Consider the following 13,338-nt stretch of genomic DNA (forward strand, 5'->3'; position numbering starts at 1 on the left):
GTCAAAGTCCGAGGAGGAACGCGCCCGTCGACGCGACGGAAGGCCCGGCCACCGTCGCGGCCGTCCCCAGCAGGAACGCCGCGAAGCAGGCGAAAACAAGACCGTCGACCCGATCCATGACGCCCCCGTGGCCCGGAATGAGCTTGCTGGAATCCTTCACCCCGAAGCGTCGCTTCAGGAAGGACTCGAACAGATCCCCCACCTGACTGAACACCGACAGGACCAGGGCGACAAACGGTATCCACAAACCGGTCGCAGGGAAGAAACAAAGATAAAGCGCGCTGCCGGCGATGATCGCCGCAACCGTGCCGCCGATGGCCCCGGACCAGGTCTTGCCGGGCGAGATCGACGGCGCCAGCTTCGGACCGCCAATGGCCCTGCCGACGAAATACGCCAGGATATCCGTCGACCACACCACCGCAAAAACGAACAGCATGGCGATCAGCCCGGTCGCGTCATCCGCCCGGATTGCCGTCAGGGACAGCGCCGTCAGGCCCGCATAGGCGATGCCGCCGGGCAGCCAGAGACTGCGCCTGAATGACAGGGCATGCAGGAGCGAGACGATGACGGCCGCGCAGACGGTCACAAACGCCATCTCGGCTTCACCGAACACCGTCATTGCGCAAGCGGCTGCCGTGGCCGCCCAGCCGAAGGCGTTGCCGCGAAAGTCGATCTCAGCCAGCCGGGTGATCGTCGACCATTCGTAATAGACGAGCAAGGCGATCGCCGCCGACAGCAGGCGGAACGGCAGGCCACCCGTCCAGGTCGCGGCCAGCACGACGACGGCCATGACGATGCCGGAAATGATGCGAAGGCGGAGTTCCGTGCTCATCAGGAGCCCACTGCGAGCGTCTGTGCCGGCACGCCGCCGAACCGGCGTTCGCGCCCGGCAAAGTTCGCGAGCGCATCGAGGAAGGTCGCCCGAGAGAAATCGGGCCAGAAATCGGGAATGAACATGAGTTCCGAATAGGCTGCCTGCCAGAGCAGGAAATTGGAAAGCCGCTCTTCGCCGCTGGTGCGGATGATGAGGTCGGGATCGGGTATGTCGGCCGTATCCAGCCGGGCGCTGATCAGTTCCGGGGTCACGTCCGCCGGATGCAGCCGCCCCGCGGCCACGTCTCCAGCGATCGAGCGCATGGCACGAGCCATCTCGTCCCGCGAGCCGTAGTTGAACGCGATCACCAGTTGGATGGAGGTGTTTCCGCGCGTGCGTTCTTCAGCCTCGAGAAGGAGCGGCAGTATATCGCTGCGCAGGTTCGACCGATCCCCGATGACGCGGATGCGGACGTTTTCACGGTGCAGTGTCTCGAGATCCCGGCGTATGAAGGTCTTCAGCAAGCCCAGCAGGTCGCTGACCTCGCTCTCCGGCCGGCTCCAGTTTTCAGAGGAGAAGGCGAAAAGGGTCAGATAGCCGACCCCGGCTTCAGCCGCAGTGCGGACCGCCTCCCGCACGGCCTCGACACCCTTGCGATGCCCCATGCTGCGCGGCAACCCGCGAACATTGGCCCAGCGCCCGTTGCCGTCCATGATGATGGCAACGTGGTTGGGAATGTTCTTCAAAGCATGCTTGGTCATCGACGATCCGTGGGAGATGCGAGAGTCCTGGCGAGCCTGCAACCGTTGCTAGACCTGCATGATTTCCTTTTCCTTGTCGGCAAGCAAGCGGTCGACCTCGGAAATCATCTCGTCCGTCATCTTTTGAACCCTTTCAGACTGGTTGCGGCTGATGTCCTGACCGATGTCGCCATCCTTCTCGGCTTTTTTCAGGTCGTCCATGCCGTCGCGACGCACGTGACGAATCGCAACCTTGCCTTTTTCCGCATAATCGTGTGCGAGCTTCACGAGCGAACGGCGACGCTCCTCGTTCAGCTCGGGCAGCGGGATGCGCAGGTTCTGGCCGTCAATGATCGGATTGAGGCCGAGATTGGATTCCCGGATGGCGCGGTCGACCGCGTTCACCATCGACTTGTCCCAAACCGAGACGGCGAGCATGCGCGGCTCTGGAACGGTGATGTTCGCCACCTGGTTGAGCGGCATGCGCGAGCCGTAGGCTTCAACCGTCACCGGGTCGAGAACGTTGGCCGAGGCGCGACCGGTGCGCAGTGAAGCGATATCGTGCTTGAACGCGGAAATGGCGCCATCCATGCGGCGCTTCAGTTCCTTCAGATCTACACCTTCACTCATTGCTTGAAACTCCCGTTTTCTAGGAAACTACACCCTTTCAGGCGAGTTTCGGAATCAGTTGTCGGATACGATGGTCCCGCGACCGCCGCCGGTCAATATTTGGGCAAACCCGCCCTCTTCATGGATCGAGAAGACAACGATCGGAATCGAGTTCTCGCGTGCCAGCGCAACCGCGGCAATGTCCATGACGGCAAGGCCTCTTTCCAGAACCTCGTTGTGGGTCAGACGGTCATAACGCGTTGCTTCCGGGAACTTCTTCGGATCGGCCGAGTAAATTCCGTCGACCTGTGTTCCCTTGAAGATGGCTTCCGCGCCGATTTCGGCGGCACGCAAGGCTGCCGCCGAGTCCGTCGTAAAGAACGGATTGCCGGTACCGCCGGCAAAAATCACGACCCGGCCCTGTGCCAGGTGATGCAGCGTCCGGCGCTGGGAAAAGCTCTCGCAAATCTCCGGCATGGCAATCGCCGACAGGACGACGGTATCGATATCAAGCTTGCGCAGCGAGGTCGCAAGTGCCAGCGCGTTGATGACGGTGGCGAGCATGCCCATGTGATCGCCCGTGACGCGGTCGCCCCCCTTCGAGGCCACGGCGACGCCGCGGAAGATATTGCCACCGCCGACGACGACACCGACCTCGACACCAAGCGCACGTGCCTCGGCAATGTCGCCGGCGATGCGGTCGGCGACAGCGACGTCGATGCCGAACCCTTGCGAGCCCATCAACGCCTCACCGGATGCTTTCAGCAGAACGCGTTTGTAGATCGGTTTGGCGGACATTGGCGCTCCTGGCGGTTGGTCTGACGTGGCGGCGAAGCGGATGAGGCGATGGCAGCGCGCATTCGTCACGCGGGCATCTGTTCGGCCTGCAGTTTCGCCGTCAGCCGGATACACGAAGGGCACCGCGTTGTCACGCGATGCCCTTCCCTTTTCCCAAGTCGGGTAAAGAAATCAGCCCTTGGCGGCAGCCGCAACTTCCGCTGCGAAGTCCGACTCTTCCTTCTCGACGCCTTCGCCGAGCAGGAGGCGGGCCATGCCGGTGACCTCGATCGGAGCGCCGGCGAGCTTCTCGGCGTCCTTGATCGCCTGACCGACGGTGATCTCCGGATTGATGACGAAAGCCTGCGACAACAGCGCGACTTCCTCGAAGAACTTGCGCATGCGGCCTTCGACCATCTTCTCGATGATGCTGTCCGGCTTGCCGGAAGCGCGCGACTGTTCGATGAAGACGTTGCGTTCGCGTTCTGCGACGGCGGCGTCAACCTCTTCAGCGCGGATGGCCAGCGGATTCGTCGCGGCAATGTGCATGGCGACCTGACGGCCAACCGAGTACAGCACTTCCTTGTCGCCAACCGACTTCAGGGCAACGAGAACGCCCAGCTTGCCGATGCCGTCGCCGGCGGCATTGTGGATGTAGGTGGCGACAACGCCGTCTTCGACCTTCAGCAGTGCCGAACGACGCAGCGTCATGTTCTCGCCGATGGTGGCGATGGCGTCCTTGATCGTCTCTTCGACGGACTTGCCGGTTGCCGGGTAGGTAGCCTTGGCAATGGCTTCGACGCTGCCGTCGGTGCTGAGCGCGACGTTGGTGATGCCGCGGACGAGTTCCTGGAAGGCCTCGTTGCGGGCCACGAAGTCGGTCTCGGAGTTGATCTCGACGGCAACGGCCTTGACGCCGCCGCTGACGATGCCGACGAGGCCCTCAGCCGCGGTGCGTCCCGACTTCTTGTCGGCCTTGGCAATGCCCTTGGCGCGCAGCCAGTCGATCGCCGCTTCCATGTCGCCGTTGGTTTCTGCAAGCGCCTTCTTGCAATCCATCATGCCTGCGCCGGACTTCTCGCGCAGTTCCTTCACCATTGCTGCAGTGATTTCCATTGTCTCGCCTCTTTACGGGTTCTGCGCATGCCACCGGCACCATCGATCCGTGCCGGGCCTGCGCGATTTCAATTCTGTCGTGGCGCCTTCTGCGTCCTTGGGAACGCATGTCCGTAGCGGCCGCCATCCATCTTGATGAGCGTTACAGGATGATGACAGTTCAGCATCCTGCCCGGCCGCGATCCGCACAACGCGCATCCTGGCCGGCAAACGCGACAAGGCCGTTCAACCTTCCGGCGGAAAACGGCCTTGTCCTGTCTCGTTCATAGGACGATGCGGAACAATCCGCGCCCTGCCCTATCAGGCTTCGGCGTCGTCCAGAGCGGGCTCGACCGGAACTTCGGCCGATGCGCCGATGTCGCGGCCCGAAGCGCCCTGCTGGCGTGCGATGCCGTCGATGGCAGCGCGTGCGATCAGGTCGCAGTAGAGGGCGATGGCGCGCGAGGCGTCGTCGTTGCCGGGGATCGGGAAGTCGATCGGGTCCGGATCGCAGTTGCTGTCGATGATGGCGACGACCGGAATGCCAAGGCGCTTGGCTTCCTGGATCGCAATCGACTCCTTGTTGGTGTCGATGATGAACATCAGGTCCGGCGTGCCGCCCATGTCCTTGATGCCGCCGAGAGCCTTGTCCAGCTTCTCACGCTCGCGCTCGAGGTTCAGGCGCTCCTTCTTCGTGAAGCCCGAAGCTTCCGAAGCGAGGATGTCGTCGAGCTTGCGCAGGCGCTGGATCGAGTTGGAAATCGTCTTCCAGTTCGTCAGCATGCCGCCGAGCCAGCGCGCATTAACATAGTACTGGGCCGAACGCTTGGCGGCGTCAGCGATGATTTCCGATGCCTGGCGCTTCGTGCCGACAAAGAGAACGCGGCCGCCGCCGGCGACGGTGTCGCTGACGACCTGAAGGGCGCGGTGCAGAAGCGGAACGGTCTGCGCCAGGTCAATGATGTGAACGTTGCTGCGATCGCCGAAGATGTACGGCTTCATCTTCGGGTTCCAGCGGTGGGTCTGGTGGCCGAAGTGAACACCAGCTTCCAGAAGCTGGCGCATGCTGAAATCGGGCAATGCCATGCCTTATTCTCCTTTTTCCGGTTGAACCTCCGCAAGGCGAACAGCAGAACCCATTGGTTCTGCCACCGGCGGAACAGCCCGGATTTCTCCCGGTCCATCCCATGCCTCACGTGTGGAATGCGGTGCCATTAACCGCAGTCGCGCCGGAAATCAAGCCCCGGCGAACGAAAAGCCCGACGGCGAGGGCCTTACGCTACTTGCACTCGGCAGCCGACTGGAAGACTTCCAAATTGGCGAGTTTCCCCGTCAGCACGAAGTCGCCGTAGTCCATCGTCAGGTCGCGCGTAATGCCGTTCTCGTAGAGCTTGAACGACATTCGATAGACAGGAAGCGCGTCGCCCGTCGCCTCGTCGTTGTAATAGGCGATCGTGACCGGCCAGTATTCCTGCTTGGCGAACGAACCTGCCTTGGCAGCGTCGGCGTCGCCGGCTTCCGGCATCTCCTTCTTGCCAAGCACGGTGGTCGTCATCAGCGTCTTGTCACCCGAATCCGAGCCGTCGAAAATCCGGGCCTCGAAGAATTTTTCGCCTTTCTTTGCCCGGTCGATCACCGCCAGCATGTGCTCCGTGGGGAAAACGCTTTCCGCCAGTTCCACGTCGCGCGCGTCCGGGGACGTCAGTTCGACGTTCACGCCGGTCTTGTCGTCGCGGGCGCTGCCTCGAACCTCTCGGTCGAGTTTTTCGTCCGTGAAGGAGCGCGTCAGAAAGCGGAAGCTGCGATTCTTGAGATCCTCGTAGGTGGTCGTCTGCTGGTCGGTCAGCCGGGTTTCCTCGCCGGTGTTGACCTGCGTGACGAAGCGGAAGCTGACGGTGTAGCCGTCGCAGGCATTGCCGTTGAACTCATAGACCATGCGGCCGTACATCCCGGCGATGCCCGAGCGCTCGGAGGCATCCTTGAGTTGCAGGTTGTAAACGGCGCGATGTGGGGCCAGGCCGACCGGCGTGGCCGCAAAGGCCGAACCGAGCGGCAAGGCCGCGAGACAGGCCGCCACGGACGCAATCGGGACAAAGCTTGGGCGAAACATCCGTTTCCTCCTGTTGAACTCTGCCGTGATGTTATAAGAACAGTTTCGGCAAGAGCGAGGCATATAAGCATCTGCAGGCCGAATTGTAACAGAAAACGCAATCGAGGCGGCGCGCCTGGAAAACTGCTCCGGCTTTCCCCTCGGTAAGACTATGATCGGAAAGGCGCCTCCCCTTGGGGGCGCGACAGCATCAATCGCAAACGGAGACACGCATGTCCGCTGAAATTGAGAACCGGGTCAAGGAACTGGGTTACGACATTCCGACTGCCGCGGCCCCCGCTGCCAACTATGTTTCCTATGTCATCAGCGGTTCGGTGCTGCACATCTCGGGCCAGCTACCTATCGCCGACGGCAAGATCGCGGTGACCGGCCATCTCGGCAAGGATGTCGACGTCGCGACCGGCCAGAAGGCGGCCGAACTTTGCGCGGTCAATCTGCTTGCTCAGGCCAAGGCAGCGCTCGGCGACCTGTCGCGTATCAAGCGCGTCATAAAGATCAATGGCTTCGTCGCATCCGTTCCCACGTTCGTTGAGCAGCACCTCGTCATCAACGGTGCTTCGAACCTGCTCGTCGCCGCGCTCGGGGAGCCCGGCAAGCATGCTCGTGCGGCTGTTGGCATGGCTGCCCTGCCGTTGAATGCTGCCGTCGAGATCGATGCCATCATGGAAATCGCCTGATGCCGTCCAAGGATCTTTCCTGGCTCACTGCACAACCGATCGCGCATCGCGGTTTCCATGACATGAATCACGCCGTCTGGGAAAACACGCTTTCCGCGTTTGCCCGCGCGGTCGATGCGGGTTTTGCGATCGAGTGCGACCTGCAATACGCCGCAGACGGCGTCCCGGTCGTCTTTCATGACGATGATCTGAACCGTCTCTGCGCCATCCCCGGTGACGTCCGGGCCAAGTCTTCGGTGGAGCTCGGCATGCTTTCGGTCGGCGGAACCGCCGACAAGGTGCCAACGCTCACACAGCTTCTCAAACTTGTCGACGGACGCGTTCCCCTGGTGATCGAGCTGAAGGGGCGCAAGGGTGACGACGAGGGCTTTGCTGACAGCGTCCTGGAACTCATCGAAGACTACAAGGGGCCGATCGCGCTGATGAGCTTCGATCACTGGCTATTGAAGGACCTGAAGGCGCTGGATGCGCCTCGCCCCGTCGGCCTCACCGCGGAGGGTGCCAATCCGGAAACCTTCTTCGTGCACGAGGAGGCGATGCAGCTCGGCCTCGACTTCATCTCGTACAACTATGGCCACCTCCCCAATCCCTTTATCACCAAGGAACGCAAGGCAGGCGTTACGGTGATTACCTGGACCGTCTGTGACCAGACAGGTATCGACAAGACGCGCGCCGAAGCCGACCAGATGACCTTCGAAGGCTTCGATCCGCGGGAAGCCCTGGTCGCCTGACGATGACGGACGCTTACCGGATACGCGTCGTCCAGCACTTTGCCGAAGTTCCGGCAGAACGCTGGGCACGCCTATCCGGCGCTTCTCGTGGCCAGTCGGGCACGGCCTATAACCCCTTTATCACCCACGCCTTCCTTTCCGCACTGGAAGAGTCCGGCTCGGCGACGGCCGACACCGGGTGGCTCGGGCAGCACCTATTGCTGGAAGCGAAGGACGGCACGCTTTTAGGAGCGATGCCAGCCTATTTGAAGAACCACAGCCAGGGTGAGTACGTATTCGACTACGGCTGGGCGGAAGCGTTTGCGCAGGCGGGCGGGCGCTACTATCCGAAGCTGCAGGCGTCCGTCCCCTTCACTCCCGCAACAGGCCCGCGGCTGCTTTGCCGCGACGGCGACGATCCGGCGCCCGTGCGCCAGGCGCTTGCCGCCGGGATCAAGGAGCTGACGCGCCGCCACGACATCTCGTCGGCCCATGTCACCTTCCTGCCGGAAGACGAACTCCCGGCGTTGGTCAATGCTGGCTTTCTCCACCGCACCGACCAGCAGTTCCATTTTCTCAACGTCGGCTATCGCTCGCATGACGAGTTCCTTCAGACGCTCGCATCGCGCAAGCGCAAGGCGCTGAAGAGGGAACGCCGCACGGCGCTCGAAAACGGGATCGAGATCGTCTGGCTGACTGGCAGCGAGCTGACGGAAGGCATATGGGACCAGTTCTTCGCCTTTTACATGGATACCGGCGGGCGCAAATGGGGCCGCCCCTATCTCACGCGCCGCTTCTATTCGCTGGTCGGCGAACGCATGGCCGACGACATCCTGCTGGTGATGGCGAAACGACACGGTCGCTACATTGCCGGCGCGATCAACTTCATTGGCGGAGATGCCCTGTTCGGCCGCCACTGGGGCTGCATCGAGGATCATCCGTTCCTGCATTTCGAGGTCTGCTACCACCAGGCCATCGATTTTGCGATCGCAAACGGCTTGAAGCGCGTCGAGGCGGGGGCGCAGGGTGAGCACAAGCTGGCCCGCGGCTACATGCCGGTGACGACGCATTCAGCGCACTACATCGCCCATCCGGGCCTGCGCCGAGCGGTCGCCGATTATCTCGAGCGCGAGCGCCAGGATGTCACCGAAACCGGCGAATGGCTCGCCGAACATGGGCCATTTCGCAAGCCGGCCGTTCGTTCCGACGACGACGAGTGATTAATGCGGCCGACAGGCCCAACATGAGGAGACTGCCATGACCGCCTACGACCCCGGAAACATCTTTGCCAAGATCCTGCGGGGCGAAATTCCCTCGCACAAGGTCTACGAGGACGAGTACGCGCTGGCCTTCATGGATGTGATGCCGCAGGGCATTGGCCACACGCTGATCGTGCCGAAGGCTCCCTCGCGCAATATCCTCGACGCCGACCCGGGGACACTGGCGCGGGTTATCCCGATCGTGCAGAAGATCGCGGTCGCCGCAAAGGAAGCCTTCGAGGCCGACGGAGTCACGGTGATCCAGTTCAACGAGCCGGCGTCGGGCCAGACGATCTATCACCTGCATTTCCACGTCATCCCGCGCTTCGACGGCGTGCCGCTCAAGCCCCATTCGGGCGTCATGGAGGACCAGGCCGTCCTCGTGGCCAACGCGCAAAAAATGCGTGACGCCTTGGCTGTCTAAAACGCCACGCCAATCTTCGGCTTCACATCCGCTGCGTTCTCGGTGCTCACGTGCCGAGAACGAACAATCCCCCGGCGAGGAAAGCGATCGCTGCCACAATGCCGAGGATCTGGTTGCGCCCGCCGGCGAAGAACGCCAGCGCGCCGACGGCGATGGCCGCCAGTCTCAGCCACAACGGCGATGTTTCCAGTTCGCCGGTCGGATAGACGATCAACTTGGCAATGACGGCGGCGACAAGCGCCGTGGCGACCGCCTTGACCCAGGTCAGGATCTCCGATTTTTCATCGAGCCTGTTGCCGGCCAGCACACCGAGCCAGCGCCAGATATCGGTCGCAAGCCAGCCAGCGACGGCGATGAAGACATAGGGCCAAATGCCGTCGAAGCTCATGCTGCGCTCCCTGCCAGCTTGCGCCGCCATTGCCGCTCGCCCGCCCAGGCGATCGTCCCGCCGACCAGACCGGCAAGGAGAATGTCGAACTCCGGCACGATCTCGCGAAAGACGACGCCCAGCACCAGGCCGGTTCCCAGCGCCCAGTAGATCACGCGATGACGGGCGGATACCCAGATCGACGTGAGGAAATAGACCGGCGTGAGAAAGAACAGGCAACCGGAGACGACCGGCGGAAACGTCGTCACCAGCCCGTAGGCGGTACTGACCAGCACGGTGTTAACCGTCGTCAGCGTGGTGCCGAAGCCGGCAAAGAAGGCCACCCGCCGGTCGCCTGGCACAGCAGAGACACGCTCCATGGCAAAGACCCAGGCAGTGATCGCCACGAAATGCGACAGCAGCAACAGAACCCAGGTCGGCGTCCTTGGCGAACGGATCTCCGGAATAAGCGACGCCACCATCGGCATCATCCGCACGGAGGAAAGCGTCACGGCGACGAATGCCGCCGCGAGGTTCGCACCGGAGAGCATGCTGCCGACGAGGATGACCTTGGCCGGCAGGGCCCAGACCATTCCGGTCATGAACACGACCTGCCCGAGCGGAATGCCCGCTTCCGCCGTGAAGGCAGCGAAGCCGATGAAGGAGAGCATCAGGATGATCGCGGGAACGCTGAAAAGGCCGCGCATCCCCTGTACGAACCAGTAGCGGTTCGATTTTTCACTCGGCTGACCCTCGGCACTCATCAATGCATTCCTGGCTTGCGGCATGAAAATGCCGGGCAGTGGCCTGCCCGGCATACGTCACTCTTTGAGGGACGGTTACTTCTTCCGTGGCACCTTCGGCACGGCGCTGCCCTTGCGGGGCGGCGACGCTTCAGATGCGGCCGCTTTCGCAGCCTTGCGCGGTGCCGCGTCCGCCGTCACCGTCTCCTTCGGCTTCTTCGGCCTGCCCGTCTTGCGTGCCGGTGCGGAAATCTCCGCCTTCGGCTTGATCGGAGCGGTTTCGGGAACGGCGTCGAGGATGATGCCCTTGCTGCCGTCCTCCTTCACGCCGACCGAAACGCGGACGACGCCGCCCTTCTTCAGCTTGCCGAAGAGAATCTCGTCGGCCAGCTTCTTCTTGATGTTCTCCTGGATGACGCGGGCCAGTGGCCGCGCCCCCATCCTTTCGTCGTAACCCTTGTCCGCCAGCCAGGCGATCGCCTCGGGCTGAAGCTCGAAAGTGACGTTGCGCTCGGCAAGCTGCGTCTCGAGCTGCATGACGAACTTCTGCACGACCTGGTGGATGACCGGCGTCGGCAGCGAGGAGAACGGAATGATCGCATCGAGACGGTTGCGGAACTCCGGCGTGAACAGCCGGTTGATCGCTTCCATGTCGTCGCCTTCGCGCTTCGACGAGCCGAAGCCGATCGCCGCCTTGGCCATATCGGAGGCGCCCGCATTCGTCGTCATGATCAGGATAACGTTGCGGAAGTCGATCTTCTTGCCGTTATGATCCGTCAGTGAGCCGTGATCCATGACCTGCAACAGGATGTTGAAGAGGTCGGGATGGGCCTTCTCGATCTCGTCGAGCAACAGCACGCAATGCGGATGCTGGTCGACCCCGTCGGTCAGAAGCCCGCCCTGGTCGAAGCCGACATAGCCGGGAGGCGCACCGATCAGGCGCGACACCGTATGACGCTCCATGTATTCGGACATGTCGAAGCGCAGCAGCTCCACCCCGAGCGAAGAGGCGAGTTGCTTGGCGACCTCGGTCTTGCCCACGCCGGTCGGACCGGAGAACAGGTAGCAGCCGATCGGCTTGTTCGGCTCGCGCAGGCCCGCACGGGCAAGCTTGATAGCCGAGGCCAGGGCATCGATCGCCAGATCCTGGCCATAGACCACCGAGCGCAGTTCCTTGTCCAGATTGGCGAGGACGGTCTCGTCGTCCTTGGATACGGACTTGGGCGGAATGCGCGCCATCGTCGCGATCGTCGCCTCGATCTCCTTTTCGGTGATCAGCTTGCGGCGTTTTCCGACCGGCAGCAGCATCTGGGCCGCCCCCGTCTCGTCGATCACGTCGATCGCCTTGTCCGGCAGCTTGCGGTCGTTGATGTAGCGGGCCGAGAGTTCGACGGCGGTCTTGATCGCCTCGTTCGAGTACTTCAGCTTGTGGTAGTCCTCGAAATAGGGCTTCAGGCCCTTCATGATCTCGATCGTGTCATTGATGGTCGGCTCGTTGACATCGATCTTCTGGAATCGGCGGACGAGCGCGCGGTCCTTCTCGAAGAACTGCCGGTATTCCTTGTAGGTGGTCGAGCCGATGCAGCGGATCGCCCCGTTGGAAAGCGCCGGCTTCAGCAGGTTGGAAGCGTCCATCGCACCGCCGGAGGTCGCACCGGCGCCGATGACCGTATGGATCTCGTCGATGAAGAGCACGGCGCCCGGATAGTCTTCCAGTTCCTTCACCACCTGCTTCAGGCGTTCCTCGAAGTCACCGCGGTAGCGGGTGCCGGCCAAAAGCGTGCCCATGTCGAGCGAGAAGATCGTCGCGTTCTGAAGGGCCTCGGGCACCTTGTTCTCGACGATGCGCTTGGCCAGCCCCTCGGCGATTGCCGTCTTGCCGACGCCTGGATCGCCGACATAGAGCGGATTGTTCTTCGAGCGGCGGCAGAGCACCTGGATTGTGCGGTTGACTTCGGCGTGGCGGCCGATCAGCGGATCGATCTTGCCGTTCCTGGCCTTCTCGTTGAGGTTGACGCAGTAGGCGCTCAGCGCATCCTGCTTCTTGGCGCTGTCCTCCTGCTCGCCCTGCGATCGCGTCGGCTTCTGTTCGTTCTCCTGGTCGTCTGAGCCGCGCACCGTGCGGGCCTCGGAGGAGCCCGGCCGTTTGCCGATGCCGTGCGAAATGAAATTGACGGCGTCATAGCGCGTCATCTCCTGCTCCTGCAGGAAGTAGGCGGCATGGCTCTCGCGCTCGGCAAAGATCGCGACGAGCACGTTCGCCCCGGTAACCTCCTCGCGGCCGGAGGATTGCACGTGGATGACCGCGCGCTGGATCACGCGCTGGAACCCCGACGTCGGCTTGGAGTCCTCCTCGTAACCCGTCACCAGGTTGGCGAGATCGTTGTCCACGTAGTTGGTGACGATCTTGCGCAGCGCTTCGAGATTGACGTTGCAAGCGCCCATCACGGCGGCCGCATCGGTGTCGTCGATCAGCGCCAGAAGCAGATGCTCCAGCGTGGCGTATTCATGGTGGCGCTCATTGGCATAAGTCAGTGCCTGATGGAGCGCTTTCTCAAGACTGGTCGAAAAAGTCGGCACGTTCTTTCCTCATTTCTTTTCCATGACGCATTGCAGCGGATGCTGGTGTTGGCGGGAGAAATCCATCACCTGTGTCACTTTGGTTTCGGCAACCTCATAGGTAAAAACACCGCACTCACCCACTCCGTGGTTGTGCACGTGCAGCATGATCCGCGTTGCCGCCTCGCGGTCCTTTTGGAAGAACCGCTCGAGAATGTGAATCACGAACTCCATCGGCGTGTAGTCGTCATTGAGAAGCAGGACCCGGTAGAGGCTCGGCTTCTTCGTTTTCGGCTTCGTGCGGGTAATGACGGATGTGCCGCGGCCGGGGGTGTCGCCGCTTCCTTCATCGCCCTGCAACCGGACCGGTATCGCATTCATTACTGCTCATTCCTTGTGGGCACGGCTTTCTCCGGAGGGGGTGGCCGCGGCGGCGATGTTGCCGTCATTAGAC

15 protein-coding genes are annotated in these 13,338 nt (G+C 62.3%); 4 read left to right on the forward strand and 11 right to left on the reverse strand.

The features are described 5' to 3' along the window. Position 1: 1 nt before the first annotated feature. The 7 genes from AC1DDS_RS17095 to AC1DDS_RS17125 all read right to left on the reverse strand — a co-directional run bounded on the left by AC1DDS_RS17095 (position 2) and on the right by AC1DDS_RS17125 (position 6,145). A complete protein-coding gene (locus AC1DDS_RS17095) occupies positions 2–832 on the reverse strand; it encodes a phosphatidate cytidylyltransferase (protein ID WP_477479988.1) in 831 nt (276 codons plus the stop codon). After that, positions 832–1,575: an isoprenyl transferase gene (locus tag AC1DDS_RS17100; RefSeq protein WP_477479989.1), complete on the reverse strand. Its 744-nt coding sequence runs from the start codon at positions 1,573–1,575 to the stop codon at positions 832–834. Before AC1DDS_RS17100 ends, AC1DDS_RS17095 begins: the two co-directional genes overlap by 1 nt. A gap of 48 nt (positions 1,576–1,623) precedes the next feature. Next, complete coding sequence (gene frr / locus AC1DDS_RS17105) at positions 1,624–2,184, reverse strand: ribosome recycling factor (protein WP_477479990.1); 561 nt, start codon at positions 2,182–2,184, stop codon at positions 1,624–1,626. Between the two features lie 54 nt (positions 2,185–2,238). Beyond that, entirely contained in the window at positions 2,239–2,961 is a 723-nt protein-coding gene (pyrH, locus tag AC1DDS_RS17110; RefSeq protein ID WP_477479991.1) for a UMP kinase, read from the reverse strand. Between the two features lie 171 nt (positions 2,962–3,132). Then, entirely contained in the window at positions 3,133–4,056 is a 924-nt protein-coding gene (gene tsf / locus AC1DDS_RS17115) for a translation elongation factor Ts (RefSeq protein WP_477479992.1), read from the reverse strand. A gap of 300 nt (positions 4,057–4,356) precedes the next feature. Then, positions 4,357–5,121 carry a 30S ribosomal protein S2 gene (gene rpsB, locus AC1DDS_RS17120; protein ID WP_477479993.1) on the reverse strand — a complete coding sequence of 255 codons (765 nt, stop codon included), beginning with the start codon at positions 5,119–5,121 and terminating at the stop codon, positions 4,357–4,359. Between the two features lie 193 nt (positions 5,122–5,314). Next, a complete protein-coding gene (locus AC1DDS_RS17125) occupies positions 5,315–6,145 on the reverse strand; it encodes a cell envelope integrity EipB family protein (protein ID WP_477479994.1) in 831 nt (276 codons plus the stop codon). A gap of 212 nt (positions 6,146–6,357) precedes the next feature. On the opposite strand from AC1DDS_RS17125, the gene AC1DDS_RS17130 reads away from it, so the two are divergent. The 4 genes from AC1DDS_RS17130 to AC1DDS_RS17145 are packed head-to-tail and all read left to right on the forward strand — an operon-like array spanning position 6,358 to position 9,215. Then, positions 6,358–6,822 carry a RidA family protein gene (locus AC1DDS_RS17130; RefSeq protein ID WP_310420968.1) on the forward strand — a complete coding sequence of 155 codons (465 nt, stop codon included), beginning with the start codon at positions 6,358–6,360 and terminating at the stop codon, positions 6,820–6,822. Then, a complete protein-coding gene (locus AC1DDS_RS17135; protein WP_477479995.1) occupies positions 6,822–7,553 on the forward strand; it encodes a glycerophosphodiester phosphodiesterase in 732 nt (243 codons plus the stop codon). Before AC1DDS_RS17130 ends, AC1DDS_RS17135 begins: the two co-directional genes overlap by 1 nt. 2 nt (positions 7,554–7,555) lie before the next feature. Then, positions 7,556–8,752 (forward strand): GNAT family N-acetyltransferase, encoded by a 1,197-nt coding sequence (locus tag AC1DDS_RS17140; RefSeq protein ID WP_477479996.1) that lies wholly within the window; start codon positions 7,556–7,558, stop codon positions 8,750–8,752. 37 nt (positions 8,753–8,789) lie between these two features. Then, positions 8,790–9,215 carry an HIT family protein gene (locus AC1DDS_RS17145; protein ID WP_477479997.1) on the forward strand — a complete coding sequence of 142 codons (426 nt, stop codon included), beginning with the start codon at positions 8,790–8,792 and terminating at the stop codon, positions 9,213–9,215. Between the two features lie 46 nt (positions 9,216–9,261). Here AC1DDS_RS17145 and AC1DDS_RS17150 read toward each other — a convergent pair whose 3' ends face one another. The 4 genes from AC1DDS_RS17150 to clpS form a co-directional block, all read right to left on the reverse strand. Continuing rightward, a complete protein-coding gene (locus AC1DDS_RS17150; RefSeq protein ID WP_477479998.1) occupies positions 9,262–9,633 on the reverse strand; it encodes an AzlD domain-containing protein in 372 nt (123 codons plus the stop codon). Next, positions 9,600–10,346: an AzlC family ABC transporter permease gene (locus AC1DDS_RS17155; RefSeq protein WP_477479999.1), complete on the reverse strand. Its 747-nt coding sequence runs from the start codon at positions 10,344–10,346 to the stop codon at positions 9,600–9,602. The genes AC1DDS_RS17150 and AC1DDS_RS17155 overlap by 34 nt, the downstream gene beginning before the upstream one ends. A gap of 75 nt (positions 10,347–10,421) precedes the next feature. Continuing rightward, the gene (gene clpA, locus AC1DDS_RS17160; protein WP_477480000.1) at positions 10,422–12,905 is read right to left on the reverse strand and encodes an ATP-dependent Clp protease ATP-binding subunit ClpA; all 2,484 of its coding nucleotides are present in this window, start codon (positions 12,903–12,905) and stop codon (positions 10,422–10,424) included. 9 nt (positions 12,906–12,914) lie between these two features. Next, a complete protein-coding gene (clpS, locus tag AC1DDS_RS17165; protein ID WP_310420982.1) occupies positions 12,915–13,265 on the reverse strand; it encodes an ATP-dependent Clp protease adapter ClpS in 351 nt (116 codons plus the stop codon). Positions 13,266–13,338: the final 73 nt, after the last annotated feature.

The organism is Mycoplana sp. 10N416 (assembly GCF_056394765.1).

What these genes read in the sequence shown, in the direction of transcription:
- AC1DDS_RS17145 (WP_477479997.1), top strand. Translation starts at nt 8,790, where the DNA reads ATGACCGCCTACGACCCCGGAAACATCTTTGCCAAGATCCTGCGGGGC.
- frr (WP_477479990.1), bottom strand. Translation starts at nt 2,184, where the DNA reads ATGAGTGAAGGTGTAGATCTGAAGGAACTGAAGCGCCGCATGGATGGC.
- AC1DDS_RS17095 (WP_477479988.1), bottom strand. Translation starts at nt 832, where the DNA reads ATGAGCACGGAACTCCGCCTTCGCATCATTTCCGGCATCGTCATGGCC.
- AC1DDS_RS17100 (WP_477479989.1), bottom strand. Translation starts at nt 1,575, where the DNA reads ATGACCAAGCATGCTTTGAAGAACATTCCCAACCACGTTGCCATCATC.
- tsf (WP_477479992.1), bottom strand. Translation starts at nt 4,056, where the DNA reads ATGGAAATCACTGCAGCAATGGTGAAGGAACTGCGCGAGAAGTCCGGC.
- rpsB (WP_477479993.1), bottom strand. Translation starts at nt 5,121, where the DNA reads ATGGCATTGCCCGATTTCAGCATGCGCCAGCTTCTGGAAGCTGGTGTT.
- AC1DDS_RS17155 (WP_477479999.1), bottom strand. Translation starts at nt 10,346, where the DNA reads ATGAGTGCCGAGGGTCAGCCGAGTGAAAAATCGAACCGCTACTGGTTC.
- AC1DDS_RS17150 (WP_477479998.1), bottom strand. Translation starts at nt 9,633, where the DNA reads ATGGCGGCGCAAGCTGGCAGGGAGCGCAGCATGAGCTTCGACGGCATT.
- clpS (WP_310420982.1), bottom strand. Translation starts at nt 13,265, where the DNA reads ATGAATGCGATACCGGTCCGGTTGCAGGGCGATGAAGGAAGCGGCGAC.
- AC1DDS_RS17135 (WP_477479995.1), top strand. Translation starts at nt 6,822, where the DNA reads ATGCCGTCCAAGGATCTTTCCTGGCTCACTGCACAACCGATCGCGCAT.
- AC1DDS_RS17130 (WP_310420968.1), top strand. Translation starts at nt 6,358, where the DNA reads ATGTCCGCTGAAATTGAGAACCGGGTCAAGGAACTGGGTTACGACATT.
- AC1DDS_RS17125 (WP_477479994.1), bottom strand. Translation starts at nt 6,145, where the DNA reads ATGTTTCGCCCAAGCTTTGTCCCGATTGCGTCCGTGGCGGCCTGTCTC.
- AC1DDS_RS17140 (WP_477479996.1), top strand. Translation starts at nt 7,556, where the DNA reads ATGACGGACGCTTACCGGATACGCGTCGTCCAGCACTTTGCCGAAGTT.
- pyrH (WP_477479991.1), bottom strand. Translation starts at nt 2,961, where the DNA reads ATGTCCGCCAAACCGATCTACAAACGCGTTCTGCTGAAAGCATCCGGT.